The organism is Paenibacillus sp. FSL M8-0142, from assembly GCF_038597315.1.
GTDB classification, from domain to species: Bacteria; Bacillota; Bacilli; order Paenibacillales; family Paenibacillaceae; genus Paenibacillus_AQ; species Paenibacillus_AQ lactis.
Genome location: NZ_CP152008.1, coordinates 6,362,381 through 6,380,485, shown reverse-complemented (window position 1 = coordinate 6,380,485; position 18,105 = coordinate 6,362,381). Strand labels below are relative to the sequence as shown.

Below are 18,105 nucleotides of genomic sequence, written 5' to 3'. Positions count from 1 at the left end.
TAGACGTTCATATCACTAGGGCAACAGACGGCAGTTTAACCGTAAGAGCGAAAGGCAGCTTTAAGGATCGGCAAAGCCATTACAGGTTTAAAGGATCTAGATACGCAGCTAACGCAAGCAAGTTCGGTTTGAAGAAGTCGGCAGGGCACAGGTATGAAGGTCTATTTTTAGTCCTCGAATGTAAGCGCTTCATATGTTGTCCGAGTAACGCATGGACGGGCGGATTAGCGGAAGGAGTGACGGCAGCCTGGTTTCACGGTGCAGAGTGCAGTTGGATCAACACCAACCTCCCGTTGTTGCAGATTTCCGGCTTAGGAGGCGGGTCAGAGTCCGACCACATTCGCCCGGGCGGCAAGCATGGGGAAGAAAAAATAACGCAAGGAGCTGAGAGGGATGATTCTTGATCTGATCAACGCCGTGCTCTTTGTTGGAATCACAGGCTGGGCGGTTTACATGTTCGCGAGCGTGGTGTATCGCCGATACCTGTACATCCGTTTGGGAAAGCCGGCGAATTTGAAAAAGGATTTGAAGGAGCGCTTGAGCCAATTTGCGATTCAAGTGTTCGGCCAGAGCAAGCTGTTCAAGGACCGCAAGAGCGGGATCATGCACTTCATCGTTTTTTATGGATTTATCATCTTGCAGTTTGGCGCGATCGACATCATATGGAAGGGCCTGTCGGGGCATGGACTCCCGATTCCGGGGTATGAGGGCTTCATCCTGATGCAGGAGATTACGGTGGCCCTTATTCTGCTCGCAATCGGCTATGCGGCATACCGGCGATACGGGGAAAAGTTGAAGCGGTTGAAGCGCGGATGGAAGCCGAGCATCGTGATCTTCTTCATTACCTCGCTGATGGCTTCCGTGCTGCTGACGATGGCATTCGAGCGGCTTTGGGAAGGTCTTTCCTGGTCGGCATTTGCGCCGATCTCCTCAAGCATTGCCGCTGCGTTTGATTGGATGCCTTCCACGGCGGTCACGGTATGTTATTTCGCATTCTGGTGGATTCATCTGCTCATTCTGTTATCGTTCTTAGTCTACGTGCCCCAGTCGAAGCACTTTCACCTTATTACGGCGCCGATCAACATTCTGGTCCGACGTACCGATCCTCCCGGCAAGCTCAGCAAGCTGGATCTTGAGGACGAGGAGGCGGAGTCGTTTGGCGTCGGCAAAATCGAGGACTTCACCCAGAAGCAAATGCTCGATTTCTACGCCTGCGTCGAGTGCGGACGGTGCACGAATGTGTGTCCGGCCTCGAATACCGGCAAGCTGCTGTCGCCGATGCACATGATCGTGAAGCTGCGTGACCACTTGACGGAGAAAGGGGCGGCGCTTACCTCCAAGTCGCCGTGGATGCCGGCTTCGGTGTTTGGATCCCCAGGTGTGCATACGATGGCCGCGACCGATCTGGCGCTGGTCGGCTGGAAGGGCGAGGGCATTACCGATATCGGGCCGACGATGGAGGTCCAGAAGCGCTCCTGGCACCAGGTTGAGGGCGTCGATCCGAAGGATGTCCAGCTGATCGGCGGAGTCATGACGGAGGAAGAGATATGGGCCTGCACCACCTGCCGGAACTGCGAGGATCAATGCCCGGTCGCAAACGAGCACGTCGACAAAATCGTTGACCTAAGGCGGCATCTGGTCCTGATGGAGGGCAGTGTGCCGCAGGAGGGGCAGCGTGCCATGCAAAACATCGAGCGCCAGGGCAATCCGTGGGGCATCAGCCGTGCTGATCGCAGCAAATGGGTGAAGGAGATCGATCCGGAAGGAACGCTGGATTTAAAAATTCCGACTGTGAAGGAAAATCCGGATTTCGACATCCTGTTCTTCGTCGGTTCCATGGGGTCCTATGACAACCGGAGCCGCAAAATCACCCGCGCCTTCGTCCGGCTCATGAATGAAGCGGGCGTGAACTTCGCCATTCTCGGCAACGAGGAGAAGAATTCAGGGGATACCCCGCGCCGGATGGGCAATGAATTTTTGTTCCAGCAGCTGTGCATGGAGAACATCGAGACGTTCCAGAAGTACGATGTGAAGCGAATCGTCACAGCTTGTCCGCATACCTTTAATATTTTCAAAAACGAATATCCGGAATTCGGACTTACGGCTGAAGTCCTCCACCACACGGAGCTGCTGGATCAGCTGGTGAAGGAAGGCCGGCTTACGCCGAAGTATCCGATCCAGGAAAAAATCACCTACCACGATTCCTGCTACCTCGGCCGGTATAACGACGTCTATGACCAGCCGCGAAACGTGCTTCGCGCCATTCCGGGCGTGGAGCTCCTCGAAATGGAGCGCACCCGCGAGAACGGGATGTGCTGCGGTGCCGGCGGCGGCCAGATGTGGATGGAGGAGGATGCCGGCAAGCGAGTCAATCTGGCGCGAACCGAGCAGGCGCTCGCGATCTCGCCGACGATGATCAGCTCGGCCTGCCCGTATTGCCTGACAATGCTGGAGGACGGCACGAAGCTGAAGGAAGTGGAGGACAGCGTAAGAACGCGGGATATCGCGGAAATCTTGGAATTATCCGTATTTGGTCTATCCGAAATCCATGAACAGGAGGTCGTTGTGCAATGAATCAAACCACTACCAAGGAAGCCGTCAGAGGCTCCGGCGTCGCTAGCCGAAACATTACCAAAGCCGCTGTCATCGGCTCCGGCGTGATGGGATCCGGCATTGCCGCCCATCTCGCCAATGCAGGCATCCCTTGCCTGCTGCTCGATATTGTTCCTAAGGATCTGACGCCGGAGGAGGAGAAGGCCGGTCTCACGCTGGACCATCCGAAGGTGCGTAACCGGTTGGCGGCCAAGGCTGTTGCCGCGCTGCCGAAATCAAGCACCGCTCCGCTGTACCGTGCCGATTTTGTCAGCCGCATTACGCCTGGGAATATGGAGGATCACCTGAGCCAGCTGAAGGAGGCCGACTGGATCATTGAGGTCGTCACCGAACGGCTGGAGATCAAGAAGAGCATTCTGAAGACGATCGAAGGCGTTCGCAAGGAAGGAGCGATCGTCAGCACCAATACATCCGGGATCTCGGTCAATGCGATGGCGGAGGAATGCGGCGAGGAATTCCGCAGACATTTCCTGGGGACGCATTTTTTCAACCCCCCTCGCCATATGAAGCTGCTGGAGATCATTCCGGGCTTCGATACCGATCCCGATATTACGCAGTTCATGGTGGATTTCTGCACGAAGCGTCTTGGCAAAGGCGTTGTGCTGGCGAAGGATACGCCGAATTTTATTTCGAACCGCATCGGCACCTATGGCCTGCTCGTCACGCTGCAGGAAATGGTAAGGAACAGCTACTCCGTCGAGGAAGTGGATGCGGCGACCGGCCCCGTGCTGGGACGGCCGAAAAGCGCCACCTTCCGTACGCTCGATCTGGTCGGGATCGATACGTTCGTCCATGTGGCGAAGAATGTGTACGACAACGTGCAGGACGGGCACGAGAAGGACGTATTTACAGTGCCCGACGTGCTGAATGAGCTCGTATCCCGCGGATGGATCGGGGAGAAGGGCGGCCAGGGCTTTTATAAGAAAATAAAAGGAGATCAGGGCAGCACCATTCTGTCCCTGAATCTGTCCACGATGGAATATAACCCGAGCGCTAAAATCAGCTCCGCATCCATTGAGGCGGCTAAGGCGGTGAAGGGGGCTAAGCGGAAGATCAAGGCTTTTCTCGGCACGAAGGACCGCTACTCGGAGCTCGCCTGGAATGTGCTGAAGCAGGTACTCGTGTACTCCGCCGAGAAGCTGGGCGAAATTGCAGATTCCATCCAGGAGATCGACAATGCCATGAAATGGGGCTTCAACTGGGAGCTGGGGCCGTTTGAAACCTGGGATCTGATCGGCCTGCCGGAATCGGTGCAGCGGATGGAGGCCGAGGGGCTGACGGTGCCGGCCTGGGTCAAGGACTGGATCGCCGCAGGGAATAAATCCTTCTATCAAGAGAAGGACGGTCAGGTGTTCCATTACTTGAAGGGCGAATACAAAGCCGTAGATGCAGAGCCGGAGCGGATCTCGCTATCGGCGCTCAAAGCGCAGAATCGGGTGATCCGATCCAACACGGGGGCGAATCTGATCGATATCGGGGACGATGTCGCACTGCTGGAGTTCACGTCACCGAACAATGCGATCGGTGCGGACATTCTGGTCATGATCCAGCAGAGCGTGGAGGAAGTCCGGGCGAATTACCGCGGGTTGGTTCTCGCTAACGAAGGACGCAATTTCTGTGTCGGGGCGAATCTGATGCTCATGCTGATGGAGGCCCAGAGCGGCGATTGGGATGAGGTGGATGACATCATCCGTCTGTTCCAGGGCAGCATGATGAAGCTCAAACGGCTGGAGAAGCCGGTCGTCGCGGCGCCGCATCGGATGACGCTCGGCGGCGGCGTGGAGGCGTGCCTGCCGGCGGACCGGATTGTTTTCTCGGCCGAGACCTACTTCGGCCTGGTAGAGACCGGTGTCGGCCTGATTCCAGCAGGCGGGGGCTGCAAGGAGCTCGCCCTGATGGCTAGCAGCCGCTACCCGGATCCGGGCAGCGATCCGCAGCCGGAGATTAACCGCATGTTCGAGATGGTGGCCATGGCGAAGACGTCCACCAGCGGTCACGAAGCGGTTCAAATGTACGGCCGCGGGGCGGATACGGTGGTCATGAATCAGGACTACCGGATCTATGAGGCCAAGCAGGCCGTGCTCGAGCTTGATCGCGCAGGCTATGTCCCGCCGCAGCCGGGCAAGGCCCGGGTCGTCGGCCGCGACGGCCGCGCCGTGCTCCAGATGGGCGCCATCGACATGAGGCGAGGCGGTTATATCAGCGACCACGATCTGCTGATTGCGAAGAAGCTGGCGCATATTTTGACCGGCGGCGACGTGCCGGCCGGAACCATCGTCAGCGAGGAGCATCTGCTCGATCTGGAACGCGAGGCGTTCCTCAGCCTGCTCGGCGAGGTGAAGACGCAGCAGCGCATGCAGCATATGCTCGCCAAGGGCAAGCCGCTGCGCAACTAGGGACAGATGTTGGTCAAAAGCAAGTCACTGCGGAATTAGGGGAGTTGGTGGTATTCCGTTGGGGATTAGATTTTACTTTGACAATTCCTCTGTGATTCACCATTCATCAAATGCTGTTGCTGCTTGCAAATAGGTCTTATACGTTCATCGAACCTTTCGATTTCCAGCAGTGCCTTAGGTCCTGATTGAATTATAGTCGGCAAATCCGATTAGCTAATGAAGTTAGAAGTTGTCCTATTATATCCAACCAATTCAAGGTGACGAGGTGAAGATGGCATGAGAGAAGCAGTCATCGTATCGCTTGCCCGAACCCCGGTGGGGAAAGCGAAGAAAGGGAGTTTGGCCCAGACGCGCGTGGAGGACCTGGGGAAGGCGGTGCTGGAAGCCGTCATAGCTCGTGCGCCGGGCCTTAAGAAGGAGGATGTTGAAGACATCATCCTCGGGTGTGCGATGCCGGAAGGCGAGCAGGGATTGAACGTCGCCCGGATCATCTCGTTGTATGCAGGATATCCGGTCACGGTTCCCGCCCTGACGGTGAACCGGTTCTGCTCCTCCGGCCTGCAGGCAATCGCCTTTGCAGCGGAACGGATTATGCTCGGTTACGCCGACGTGATTATCGCCGGCGGCGTCGAGAGCATGAGCCATGTGCCGATGACCGGCTTCAAGCCGGCTCCGCATCCGACGATCGTTGATGAGATGCCGGAGGTGTACATCGGCATGGGGCATACGGCGGAAGAGGTCGCCCGCCGGTTCGGCATTACCCGCGAAGCGCAGGATGCCTTCGCGGCCAGCAGTCACCGCAAGGCAGCGGCTGCCATTGCGGAAGGGAAGTTCCGGGACGAGATCGTGCCGGTGAACGTGTCCTTGGCTGCCGCAGACGAGTCGGGCAAGGTGCGCAGTAAGTCCTTCACCTTCGATATGGATGAAGGCGTACGTCCCGACACATCGCCGGAGGTACTGGCGAAATTGCGGCCTGCCTTTGCTCTCGGCGGGACTGTAACCGCCGGGAACGCCTCGCAGACCAGCGACGGCGCGGCGGCGGTCGCGGTCATGAGCCGCGAGAAGGCGGAAGCGCTCGGCCTTAAGCCGCTCGCGACCTTCAGGTCCTTCGCGTTGGCGGGCGTGGAGCCCGAAATTATGGGCGTGGGCCCGGTGGAGGCTATTCCGAAGGCCCTCCGGATGGCGGGCATCGGGCTGGATCAGGTGGATGTGTTCGAGATTAACGAAGCGTTCGCTTCGCAATGTCTCCACATCATCCGCGCCTTGGACATTGACGAGAGCAAAGTCAATGTCAATGGCGGGGCCATCGCCCTCGGCCACCCGCTTGGCTGCACCGGAGCGAAGCTGACGGTCAGCCTTGTGTCCGAGCTGGCCCGGCGAGGCGGCGGCTACGGCGTCGTGAGCATGTGCATCGGCGGCGGTATGGGCGCTGCGGGGGTGTTCGAGGTGCATGCAGCCGGGGCGTGAGGTAGCTATTTACTACATCGGAGCAGGCACCTTCACAGCCAACAAGCGCTGTGCCCGCTCCGAACACGGACCGGGCACACGCGCCCTTCCCCCCACCAACAGTGATTGTGGGGGGGAGGCGGCCCTACCCAGCGGAGAGGGCGGAATTGGACTGGAGAAACAGAGTGTTCGCCTTTAATTTCAGATTTCGCCTCTGTTAAGGATCATTCAGGAAATCTGAAATTAACAGCGATCGGAAGTACAATCCGCCATCGTAGCGGACACCGAAGCAGCACCCGCACCAGTCATCGAAGCGACGCTATCTAAGGAAGTACATCGAAGCAGCACCCGCACCAGTCATCGAAGCAGATCACAGCCAACAAGCGCTGTGCCCGCTCCGAACACGGACCGGGTACCCGCGCCCTTCCCCCCACCAACAGTGATTGAGGGGGGAGGCGGTCCTACCCAGCGGAGAGGGCGGAATTGGACTGGAGAAACGGAGTGTTCGCCTTTAATTTCAGATTTCGCCTCTGTTAAGGATCATTCAGGAAATCTGAAATTAACAGCGATCGGAAGTACAATCCGCCATCGGAGCGGACACCCGGCCATTACCCGCACCAGTCATCGAAGCGACGCTATCTAAGGAGGTACATCGAAGCAGCACCCGCACCAGTCATCGAAGCAGATCACAGCCAACAAGCGCTGTGCCCGCTCCGAACACGGACCGGGCACCCGCGCCCTTCCCCCCACCAACAGTGATTGTGGGGGGAGGCGGCCCTATCCAGCGGAGAGGGCGGAATTGAACTGGAGAAACGGAGTGTTCGCCTTTAATTTCAGATTTCGCCTCTGTTAAGGATCATTCAGGAAATCTGAAATTAACAGTGATCGGAAGTACAATCCGCCATCGTAGCGGACACCGAAGCAGCATTCACAGTAGTCATCGAAGCGACGCTATCTAAACAAGCAGACTTAAACATCGCAGCAGATGCACCACCACAATTACTAATCCCATTCCAGAAAGGAGCCATAACCATGAGCGACAACCAAACGAAAGAACCGAAAATCAAAGGCGGCAGCTATATTATCGATAACCTGGACGTGCAGCGCATCCTGACCCCGGAGGATTTCACCGAGGAGCATAAAATGATCGGCGACACGGTCCGGGACTTCATCGACGGTGAAGTGGTGCCGCATGACGAGGAGCTGGAGAAGCTCAATTACGAGCTGACCGTGGATTTGCTGCGCAAGTCCGGGGAGCTCGGACTGCTGGGCGCTGACGTGCCTGAGCCGTTCGGCGGCGTCGGGCTGGATAAAGTGAGCTCCACGATCATCAGCGAAGCGCTGGCCAAGGGCTCGTCCTTCGCCCTGTCCTTCGGGGCGCACGTCGGCATCGGGACGCTGCCGATCGTGTTCTTCGGCACGGCGGAGCAGAAGAAGAAGTACCTGCCGGACCTGGCCACCGGGGCCAAAATCGCGGCCTACTGCCTGACCGAGCCGACGTCGGGCTCCGACGCGCTCGGCGCCAAAACGACGGCACGTTTATCCGATGACGGCGAATATTATATTTTGAACGGATCGAAGTTATATATTACCAATGCCGGATTTGCGGATATCTTTATCGTGTACGCCAAGATCGACGGCGAGCATTTCACCGCGTTCATCGTGGAAAAGGAGATGGAGGGCTTCACGCTCGGACCGGAAGAGAAGAAGATGGGCATCAAGGGCTCCTCGACGCGTCCGCTTTTCTTCGAGGATGTGAAGGTGCCGAAGGAGAATTTGCTGGGCGAAATCGGCAAAGGCCATCGCATCGCTTTCAACATCCTGAATATCGGCCGGTATAAATTGGCAGCCGGTACGGTCGGCGCGGCGAAGGAAACGATCGAGCTGAGCGCGAAATATGCAAATACCCGCAAACAGTTCGACACCCCGATCTCCCAGTTCCCGCTCATGCGCAAAAAGCTGGCCGAGATGAACATTGCCGCCTTCGTGATGGAGAGCATGGTATACCGCACAGCCGGTCTGCTCGACGAGGCGCTGCAGGACATCGATTATTCCAGCGAGGACGCGGGCGCCTTGTCGGCCGCTGCGATCTCGGACTATGCCATCGAGTGCTCGATCAACAAGGTGTTTTGCTCGGAAGGGCTGGATTTTGTAGCGGATGAGGGGGTTCAAATCCACGGAGGATACGGGTACATTCAGGAATACAAGGTGGAGCGGATCTACCGCGATTCCCGCATCAACCGAATTTTCGAGGGCACGAACGAGATTAACCGCCTGCTCATCCCGGGAACCCTCGTGAAAAAAGCCATGAAGGGTGAAATCGCGCTGCTGCAAAAAGCGCAAGGCCTGCAAAATGAACTGCTGCAGATCGTTCCAGGCCAAACGTTCGAGGGTACGCTGGAGCAGGAAGCTCATTTCCTGGATATGAGTAAAAAGATTTTCCTGCTCGCCGGCGGCCTTGCGGTTCAAAAATTCGGGACCAAGCTCGAGAAGGAACAGGAGCTATTGTCCAATCTGGCGGACATGATGATTGATATTTTTGCGCTCGAAAGCGCCCTGCTGCGCACCAAGAAGCATATCGCTCGTACATCGGAAGAGAAAGCGGCCGGCATGATCGAGATGACGCAGGTATTTGCGTATGAAGCGTTCCAACGCATCGAGGCGCTCGCGAAAGAAATCCTGGCCTCGGTGGAAACCGGCGATATGCTGCGCATGCAGCTGTCGGTATTGAAAAAGCTGACCCGCACCAGCCCGGTCGATACGGTAGCGCTGAAGCGCAGCATTGCAGCCCGCGTCGTCAAAAACGAGCGGTATACGGTGTAAGTAACGTTGCGCCCATACTGCTGCCGGCATATTAACAAGGTATCCAAACCTTCCGGCGGATCGCCCTGAAGCTCATTGCGCAGTTTGCGGATAACGGAGAACCCTGTGAACGAGTTCATAGGGTTCCCGCCTCGTATAAACGCAGGGAGGAGTCAAGTCGTGCGAACAGCCAAAGGAGCGCACGACTCGGAGACCGGACCAAAGCGGTTCGATAAATCCGGGCAAACCGATGTCCAGACATTCAGAGCACGCGGACATTCTAAGACAGCGGGCAACTCCAAGCAAGCGCACGATCTAAACCGTTCCTCCCGGGATGTGCGGGGGTGATCTATACCGGATTTTTTTGGAGCTTATCAAAAGAGACAGGTTTTTTCTTGGAGTAGGAAAGGAAGAAGCATTCCTTAGGAAAGGGTTGGTTTTGTATGGATACAAAGCCTTGGCTGCAGTTTTATCCGCCGGAAGTAGCCCCCGCTTTTGATTATCCGAAACAGAATTTGGCGTTGTTTCTCGTGACGTCGGCACAGAAATATCCTCGAAAGCCGGCGATGTATTTTATGGGGAAAACGATCACCTACCAAAGCTTGCTGGACTCCGCCTACCGCATGGCAAATGCGCTCCGCAGCAAGGGCGTGAAGAAGGGAGACCGGGTGGCGATCATGCTGCCCAATTGTCCGCAGGTCGTCATCTCGTATTATGGCGCGCTGCTCGCTGGAGCGGTGTGCGTCATGACCAATCCGCTCTATATGGAGCGGGAAATCGCGTATCAGATGAAGGACTCCGGTGCCAAAATCATCATAACGATGGATATGTTCGTCTCCCGGGTGGAGAAGGTAATAGAGGAGACGAAGCTTGAGCATATCATCGTAACGTCGGTGAAGGACTATCTACCGTTCCCGAAGAATCTGCTCTATCCGATCAAAGCGAAGCAGGCAGGCCCTCTCCCGGTCGTCCATTATGGCAGCCGGGTGCATGCATTTAAACAGCTGCTGGCCGCATCGCCTAACGATCCAATCTGCGAAAGCGTGGATGCGGAAAGGGATTTGGCACTGCTGCAGTATACCGGCGGCACGACGGGGACGCCCAAGGGCGTCATGCTGACGCATCTGAATTTGGTGGCCAATACGGTCCAGTCCGCGAACTGGTGTTACCAGGTTGAGGACGGGAAGGAGCGGTATATGGCCGCGCTGCCGTGCTTTCACGTATTCGGGCTGACGGTGCTGCTGAACCAGGCGGTGTACCGTGCCGGTATGCTGATTCTGGTCCCTAAATTCGAAGTGGCGATGATCCTGGATTTGATCAAAAAGGTAAAGCCGACGCTCTTCCCCGGGGCGCCGACCATGTATATTGCTCTCATCAATCACCCGCGGATTCAGGAATACGACTTGTCTTCCATTAATGCCTGCATCAGCGGCTCCGCCGCGCTCCCGGTCGAGGTGCAGGATAAGTTCGAGGAGCTGACGAAGGGACGGCTGATCGAGGGCTACGGATTGACGGAAGCCTCGCCGGTGACCCACGCGAATCCGATCTGGGGAAGACGCAAGATCGGGACGATCGGTATCCCGGTTCCTGATACGGAGGCGAAAGTGGTCAACCCGGAGACAGGCGAGGAGATGCCGGTCGGCGAGCCAGGCGAGCTTATTGTGAAGGGCCCTCAGGTCATGAAAGGCTATTGGAACCGGCCGGAGGAGACCTTTGATACGATCCGCAATGGCTGGCTGTTTACCGGCGATATGGCCACGATGGACGAGGAAGGATATTTTACGATCATCGACCGGAAGAAGGATATGATAATTGCAAGCGGTTACAATATATACCCGAGGGAGATCGAGGAAGTGCTGTATGAGCATCCTTCCGTCAAGGAAGCCGTTGTGGTCGGCACCAAGGACGATTACCGCGGCGAGACGGTCAAAGCCTACATCGTGCTCAAAGATGGAGCGGCTCCGGATCCTGCGGGATTGGAAAAGTTTTGCCGAAGCCAGCTTGCCGCTTATAAGGTGCCGCGGCAGTTCGTATTCCGTGACGCTTTACCGAAGACGATGGTCGGAAAGGTGCTTCGCCGCAAGCTGCTGGAAGAAGAGGAGGAAGGCAGACCGACGGGCTGATGCATAGGATGGAGAAGTTAGGTGCAGGCGCTGCGGGCATGCATCGGTCGACAAGACGTAGCTTCTCCTCTACCGCGTGCCTCTCCCGGCGCGGTGTAAGGATGACTGCTGCACGATGCTTAGCGTCGACGCTCGGGCGACCAGCCATGCCCTTTGGATGACCCACTGAGGTCACTCCCAGCATGTCGTCGGCGATTTTCCGCCGATTTTTAAGAAGTTATCATCAATAACTAGGATTAGGTAACGTTGAAAATCGGAAGATGGGGTACCTTAAACGTTGAATATTGTAAGTATGCCGTGTCATAAATTCGATACAAGGAGGAGGCCTTATGCATAAAGCCGATACGAGCCAGGATCCGAAGGCCGAACAGCCGACATTTGACCGGGAGGCCTACATGGAGGCGATGGCCAAGGCGGCCGAGCCCACCTTCTGGGGATATCTTGGCTGTAAGCTGGCTTCCGCTACCCCGGAAGCGGTTGTCGTCACCCTGGATGTGCAGCCTCATCATATGAATATGATGGGGATCGTGCATGGCGGTGTCCTCTCCTCGCTGATGGATAATGCTATGGGCATCGCCGTCATGCTGGAGCGTCCCGGCGAGTCGACCGTGACCAGCAACCTGAACGTGCATTTTGTCATGCCGGCCAGGGAGGGGGTTCTCACGGTGACGGCAAGCATCGTTCATCAGACGCGCCGGTCGGTCACGACGGAATGTAAAATTACGGATGCAAAGGGAGAACTGGTTGCCATAAGCACCGGATCATTCCGGGTGAAATGAAGCAAGACGGAATAAAAAGCGGTCTGTCGTCTCCTAAGGGTGGAGAGGGCAGGCCGTTTTTTTGTTGAAACCAGGTAAGCTCTATGGGCTTTGTTGCGATACACAGTTAGATAAACGTTTCTCAACGTTGAATTTCTCGTATTCACGTATTATCGCTCACAAACTTCGAATCAGGGAATCCTATGAATCTTGTGTCTGTCGAACATTAGATCAGATCACCAGAGACGGTTGGTAATGCCTTGTCAGTCAGAATAAGCTATGGTACAATAATAATGCTGTTTTTCATCAGAATTTGAACATTATATTTGATTATAAATCTGATGTTTACATACGCGTAGGAGGTGGAAGTCATGGTTGTATTGTTCGAAGTGCTGCTCGTCATTTTCTCCATCGGGTTGATTACGGTTGTTCTTCTCCAGAAAGGGAAAAGTGCAGGTCTTGCCGGTGCCATCTCCGGCGGTGCGGAACATCTGTTTGGCAAAACGAAGGCTCGCGGTATGGATCTCGTGCTGCAGCGCATTACCGTTGGTTTGGCGGCAGGATTCATGATCTTGGCGATTGTTGTTGCGATGTTGAAATAATAATACGGCCCTCGCTTTTCACTCTGGAAGAGCGGGGGCTTTTTATATGCCTTGGGCGAATGGTGATCTTTGGGGGGATTTCGAAGGATACCGCGGATTAAATTCGTGTATACTAGGGTATGTGTATATGTAGGTAAAGAATGGATAGAGGAACGAATGAATTCGCAGGTTCCCCGAGGTGATAATCATGATAACGGAACAAATTTTACTCGATTTTATGCGGGAAACTGCATACAAACCGATGACGTACCAGGAATTGGAGCAGCATTTTGCGATTGAGGATGCTCATGATTTCAGGGAGTTTTTAAAGCTGTTGAACGATCTGGAGCAGTCCGGAAAAATCATTCTGACCAGCACCCAGCGTTACGGCGTGCCGGAGCGGATGTCTTTGCTGCGCGGGCGCCTCCAGGCGCATCCGAAGGGTTTTGCTTTTCTGATTCCGGATGACCGGGAGCATCCCGATGTGTACATTCATGCGAACGACCTGAAGAGCGCCATGAACGGCGATACGGTGCTGGTTCGCATTAGCTCGCAGCATAGCGAGGGCGGCAAAATGGAAGGCGAGGTTGTCCGCATCGTCACCCGCGCCGTCACCCAAGTGGTGGGCGTCTTCCAAAATCACGAGGCGTACGGCTTCGTGCTGCCGGATGATAAGCGGATTAACCGGGATATTTTTATACCGAAGCATGCGATGAACGGCGCCGTGGACGGCGTGAAGGTCGTCGTCAAGCTGGTGAGCTATCCGGAGGGACGGGCGGCGGCCGAGGGCGAGGTTGTGGAGATTTTGGGCCACAAGGACGATCCGGGCGTCGACATCCTGTCGATTATCCGGAAGCATCAGCTGCCGGAAGGCTTTCCGGAAGAGGTGCTGGCCGAGGCGGATGCTGCGCCGGATTCCATTACGGAAGAAGAGATCGTCCAGCAGGGCCGGCGGGATCTTCGCGGCTTAAATATCGTCACGATTGACGGTGAGGATGCCAAGGACTTGGACGACGCGGTCAACGTGGAGCGCCTGCCGAATGGCCATTACCGTCTGGGCGTGCATATTGCCGACGTGAGCTATTACGTGCGCGAGCATTCCGAGCTGGATAAGGAAGCGTACAACCGCGGGTGCAGTGTCTACCTGGTAGACCGCGTTATTCCAATGCTGCCGCACCGCTTATCCAACGGCATTTGCAGCTTGAATCCGCAGGTGGACCGTCTCACGATGTCCTGCGTCATGGAATTCAATGAGCAGATGAAGGTCGTGAAGCACGATATTTTCACAAGCGTGATTCGGACGAAGGAACGGATGACGTACAACAATGTGCGCAAAATTCTGGTCGACGAGGATCCGGAGCTGATCGAGCGTTACAGCGATCTGGTGGAGGATTTCCGCCTGATGCAGGAGCTGGCACTGAAGCTGCGGAACCGCCGGATGCGGCGGGGCGCGGTCGATTTTGATTTTGTGGAGTCGAAGGTCATTGTCGATGAAAACGGCAAGCCGATCGATATCGTCAAACGGGAGCGTTCCATCGCGGAGCAGATCATCGAGGAATTCATGCTGGCCGCCAACGAAACGGTGGCTGAGCATTTCCACTGGCTGAAGGTGCCATTCATCTACCGAATCCACGAGGATCCGGATCCGGAGAAGCTGCAGAACTTCATGGCGTTTGCCGCGAATTTCGGCCACCATGTGAAAGGGCGCGGCAATCAGATTCATCCGCGTGCCCTGCAAAGCCTGCTGGACGACATCCACGGCACGAAAGAGCAGACGGTGCTCAGCACGATGATGCTCCGTTCGATGAAGCAGGCGAAGTACGATGCGGAGAGCACAGGTCATTTTGGTCTGGCGGCCGAGTACTATTCCCACTTCACGTCACCGATTCGCCGTTACCCGGACCTGGTCATTCACCGGGTGATCCGGGAGGTGCTGGAGAGCGGCGGAACGCTGAGCGAGCAGCGGCATGAGCAGCTCGCGGCCCGCATGGCGGACATTGCTCAGCAATCCTCGGAGCGCGAGCGCGTCGCCGTTGATGCCGAACGTGACACCGAGGCCCTGAAGAAGGCCGAGTTCATGCTGGATAAGGTCGGCGAGGAATTCGAGGGCATTATCAGCAGCGTGACCAGCTTCGGTATGTTCATCGAGCTGGAGAACACGGTAGAAGGCCTGATTCGGCTCAGCGCGCTGACCGACGATTATTACCACTTCGACGAAGGCCACATGGCGCTGATCGGGGAGCGGACATCGAAGGTGTTCCGCATCGGCGATGACGTCAAGGTGCGCGTGGCGAAGGTGAATATGGATGAGCACACCATCGATTTTGAGATGGTGGACATGAAGCCGCGCCGGCAAGGCCGCGGCGGCGGTGCTGGCGGCGGCGACCGCGGCGGAGCCGGTGGCCGCGGGTTTGGCGCCCGCGATGGCGCAGCCCGCGGGGGCAAGGGCCGCGGCAAGCGCAGCTCCGCGGCAGAAGGCGGCGCGCCTGCAGGGCGCCGCGAGGGTAGCGCCGGCGGCCAGGGCGGCCGTGCCGGCGGGAAGCGCGGCGGCGGAGAGGCCGTTGCCGAAGGCACGGAGACGCGCAGCTTCGCGTTCGGCTCCGGCAAGGGCGGCTACAGCTCCGCCGGCGGCGGGGCCCTTGGCTTTGACCGCAACGCCCGCTCGGGCGGCGGAGGCGGCAAGGGCCGCCGGAAGAAGACGTCGCGCAGCGGCATCTTCATCGGCGAAGGACCAACGCCGGGCAGCGGGCCAGCCGGCGCTGAGGGCGATGCCGCAAGCGGCGGCGGACGGCGCAAGCGGAAGAGCAAAGGCGGGAACGGCACAGCCGCTTTTGTGAGGAAGAAGAAAAAGTAGGGCTGGGGCGGACGGCAAGCGCTTTGGCATCCCTAGGACCAGAACTGTGAACACAGTTATGAAGGGGAAGGGGATACTCGTTTAATCTTGAATTCCCTCCCCGGTGCTCTTGGCCTTGGAATCACGACTGCCGATTTTGCCATTCGATATTCAGAGCGGAACGCCTGTCCCGCCTTGCGTAAGCAGGCCTACGTTTGATACAATGGACTTCTGGTGAGATTGCATATTTTCGGCGGTCTGCCGGGAGTCCTTTTTCCATTTACTGCTCATGACAAGGAGTGAGACCATGGGTAAGAAGAGTGACGGGAAGGTTCTGGCCCAGAACAAGAAAGCTTCCCATGATTACTTCATAGAAGATACGTACGAAGCGGGGATGGTTCTGACCGGGACCGAGATCAAGTCGATCCGTAACGGCCGTGCCAATATTGGCGACGCGTTTGCGACAATTCGCAATGGCGAGATCCACATTCACAACATGCACATCAGCCCGTTCGAGCAAGGGAACCGGAGCAATCCGTCCGACCCGACGCGTGCGCGGAAGCTGCTGCTGCACAAGGAACAGATCCGCAAGCTGCTAGGGCAATCCAAGCAGGAGGGATATACGATCGTTCCGCTTAAAATCTATATCCGCAACGGTTATGCCAAGCTGCTGCTGGGCCTCGGCAAAGGTAAGAAGCAGTACGACAAGCGTGCGGATGCTGCCAAGAAGGACGCGCAGCGCGATATCCAGCGGGCACTGCGGGAGAAGCAGAAGATTGTGCGTTGATGAAGCAAGTTGGCTTTTCGAGTGGCATGTTTTAGCTGTGTTACCTGCATTATATATATCATTTTGATGCAGTTTGTGATATACTATTTTATGTAAGGCAAGATTGACTCTTTGACAACAGCATGCAGTAGACGGCATTCTTTCTTTGGAGGGAAGGAATGCGAACGTTTGATTGACTACTGTGGCTGAATCATCTTTAGATCTAATCCAGGTACCCTTTTTGGCGGAAACGTCAGGTGCTTAGCGCATCGGCATTTCTCCACATAAGGGGGCGTTCTTTGGATTCGACGGGGATAGTTCGGGCATGAGTAGCGGGTAGTGGGGACGCGTCCACTTCATCAACGCTAAAGCCATAATAACTGGCAAACAACAAACTTCTTACGCTGTAGCAGCTTAATAACCTGCACGCGTGCTCTCGCTCTGTATCGCCCATGTACCGGGATGAGGGCTCAACTTTAGTGGGATACGCAGTCACATCTCCGCCTGGGGTGTGCTGAAGAAGACAATCAGGCTGGGCATAGCGAAAGCCGGTTACGGGGCGTTTGCTTTGCCGACATTAAAACTGTAACTACACCCGTAGAAACTTGTGTTGTCGTTATCTTCGGACAGGGGTTCGACTCCCCTCGCCTCCATACATACCAATGATAGAGCCATCAGCCAGTGATCTGGTTGGTGGCTCTTCTGTTTATGATATAATAAGCGTAATTAGAAAACTGGAGGGGACTCAGGATGGTTGCCAATCGAGAGCAGCTCCAAGAAATTCTGAAAAAAGCAAATCAACATGCACGCAAGCAAGCCAAGGAGTCAGGGGCATCCATTTACTATATCAAGGATAATAAACGAGTTCGTGAGGATGCTAACGGAAATAAGTTCGAAATCATTTATGATGCAACCGGAAAACGACATGAGTTCGAATATCATGAATAAGCAAAAACCAGTTATGACGGTTTTTGCCGGAACAAATGGGGCCGGAAAAAGCACGCTCAGTATGCAGATGAGGGCATGGTTAGGCGAGTTGGTTGATCCTGATCAGATTGCGCGTGAACTAAAACCAGATGATCCAAGAAGTGTCGATCTTTCGGCGGGAAGAGAAGCGGTCAAAAGAATCAGATCGTTGATAAAAAGACAGGAGCATTTTGCCATTGAAACTACCCTATCAGGTACATTTGTTTTAAAGCATATGCAAGTTGCTAAAGAAAGCGGTTATGACATCGTCATGTACTATATTGGACTTCAAGATGTACAAATGCATATTGACCGTGTGGCCTCTCGTGTCGAGCAGGGTGGACATTGGATTGCAGAAGAGGATATTCGGTTTCGATACGGCCAGTCATTGCAAAATTTAAGGCCTGCACTAGCCATTGCAGATCAGATTTTTATTATAGATAATACAAATGAACCCATGATTGTTGCTGAAATCGCAGGAAGTAAGCTGATATATTGCATAGATCATATACCTGCTTGGTCTGCAAGTGTTATTAGAGACCATAGTTGATGATGTATTCTAGGGGATATTACAGCTTAATAACCTGCACGCGTGCTCTCGCTCTGTATCGCCCATGTACCGGGATGAGGGCTCAACTTTAGTGGGATACGCAGTCACATCTCCGCCTGGGGTGTGCTGAAGAAGACAATCAGGCTGGGCATAGCGAAAGCCGGTTACGGGGCGTTTGCTCTGCCGACATTTAAAACTGTAACTACACCCGTAGAAACTTGTGTTGTCGTTATCTTCGGACAGGGGTTCGACTCCCCTCGCCTCCATCTTG

General features: G+C 55.7%; 11 protein-coding genes and 2 other RNA genes. All 13 read left to right on the top strand.

Features of this window, described 5'->3' with window-relative positions:
- Nucleotides 1–393: 393 nt before the first annotated feature.
- The 13 genes from NSQ46_RS28760 (at nt 394) to ssrA (NSQ46_RS28700) (ending at nt 18,103) form a co-directional block, all read left to right on the top strand.
- Nucleotides 394–2,574 (top strand): (Fe-S)-binding protein, encoded by a 2,181-nt coding sequence (locus NSQ46_RS28760; protein WP_341341357.1) that lies wholly within the window; start codon nt 394–396, stop codon nt 2,572–2,574.
- A complete protein-coding gene (locus NSQ46_RS28755) occupies nt 2,571–5,009 on the top strand; it encodes a 3-hydroxyacyl-CoA dehydrogenase NAD-binding domain-containing protein (RefSeq protein ID WP_341341358.1) in 2,439 nt (812 codons plus the stop codon). The genes NSQ46_RS28760 and NSQ46_RS28755 overlap by 4 nt, the downstream gene beginning before the upstream one ends.
- A 276-nt stretch (nt 5,010–5,285) precedes the next feature.
- Nucleotides 5,286–6,476, top strand: a complete 1,191-nt coding sequence (locus NSQ46_RS28750; protein WP_341034606.1) for an acetyl-CoA C-acyltransferase — start codon at nt 5,286–5,288, stop codon at nt 6,474–6,476.
- Between the two features lie 1,011 nt (nt 6,477–7,487).
- On the top strand, nt 7,488–9,278 hold the full coding sequence (locus NSQ46_RS28745; RefSeq protein ID WP_341341359.1) for an acyl-CoA dehydrogenase family protein: 1,791 nt from the start codon (nt 7,488–7,490) through the stop codon (nt 9,276–9,278).
- A 159-nt stretch (nt 9,279–9,437) separates the two neighbouring features.
- Nucleotides 9,438–9,605: a hypothetical protein gene (locus NSQ46_RS28740; RefSeq protein WP_167324142.1), complete on the top strand. Its 168-nt coding sequence runs from the start codon at nt 9,438–9,440 to the stop codon at nt 9,603–9,605.
- A gap of 95 nt (nt 9,606–9,700) precedes the next feature.
- The gene (locus NSQ46_RS28735) at nt 9,701–11,380 is read left to right on the top strand and encodes a long-chain fatty acid--CoA ligase (protein WP_341341360.1); all 1,680 of its coding nucleotides are present in this window, start codon (nt 9,701–9,703) and stop codon (nt 11,378–11,380) included.
- Nucleotides 11,381–11,709: 329 nt separating this feature from the next.
- Entirely contained in the window at nt 11,710–12,159 is a 450-nt protein-coding gene (locus tag NSQ46_RS28730; protein ID WP_007132910.1) for a PaaI family thioesterase, read from the top strand.
- A 350-nt stretch (nt 12,160–12,509) separates the two neighbouring features.
- Entirely contained in the window at nt 12,510–12,740 is a 231-nt protein-coding gene (gene secG / locus NSQ46_RS28725; protein ID WP_007132909.1) for a preprotein translocase subunit SecG, read from the top strand.
- 187 nt (nt 12,741–12,927) lie between these two features.
- Complete coding sequence (rnr, locus tag NSQ46_RS28720; RefSeq protein ID WP_342575678.1) at nt 12,928–15,573, top strand: ribonuclease R; 2,646 nt, start codon at nt 12,928–12,930, stop codon at nt 15,571–15,573.
- Nucleotides 15,574–15,859: 286 nt separating this feature from the next.
- Nucleotides 15,860–16,339, top strand: coding sequence for an SsrA-binding protein SmpB (gene smpB / locus NSQ46_RS28715; protein ID WP_007132695.1), 480 nt, complete (start codon nt 15,860–15,862; stop codon nt 16,337–16,339).
- Between the two features lie 267 nt (nt 16,340–16,606).
- Nucleotides 16,607–16,974, top strand: a transfer-messenger RNA (tmRNA) gene (gene ssrA / locus NSQ46_RS28710).
- 94 nt (nt 16,975–17,068) lie between these two features.
- Nucleotides 17,069–17,266 (top strand): hypothetical protein, encoded by a 198-nt coding sequence (locus tag NSQ46_RS28705; protein WP_210094321.1) that lies wholly within the window; start codon nt 17,069–17,071, stop codon nt 17,264–17,266.
- Nucleotides 17,267–17,620: 354 nt separating this feature from the next.
- Nucleotides 17,621–18,103: a transfer-messenger RNA gene (gene ssrA, locus NSQ46_RS28700) on the top strand.
- Nucleotides 18,104–18,105 lie beyond the last annotated feature (2 nt).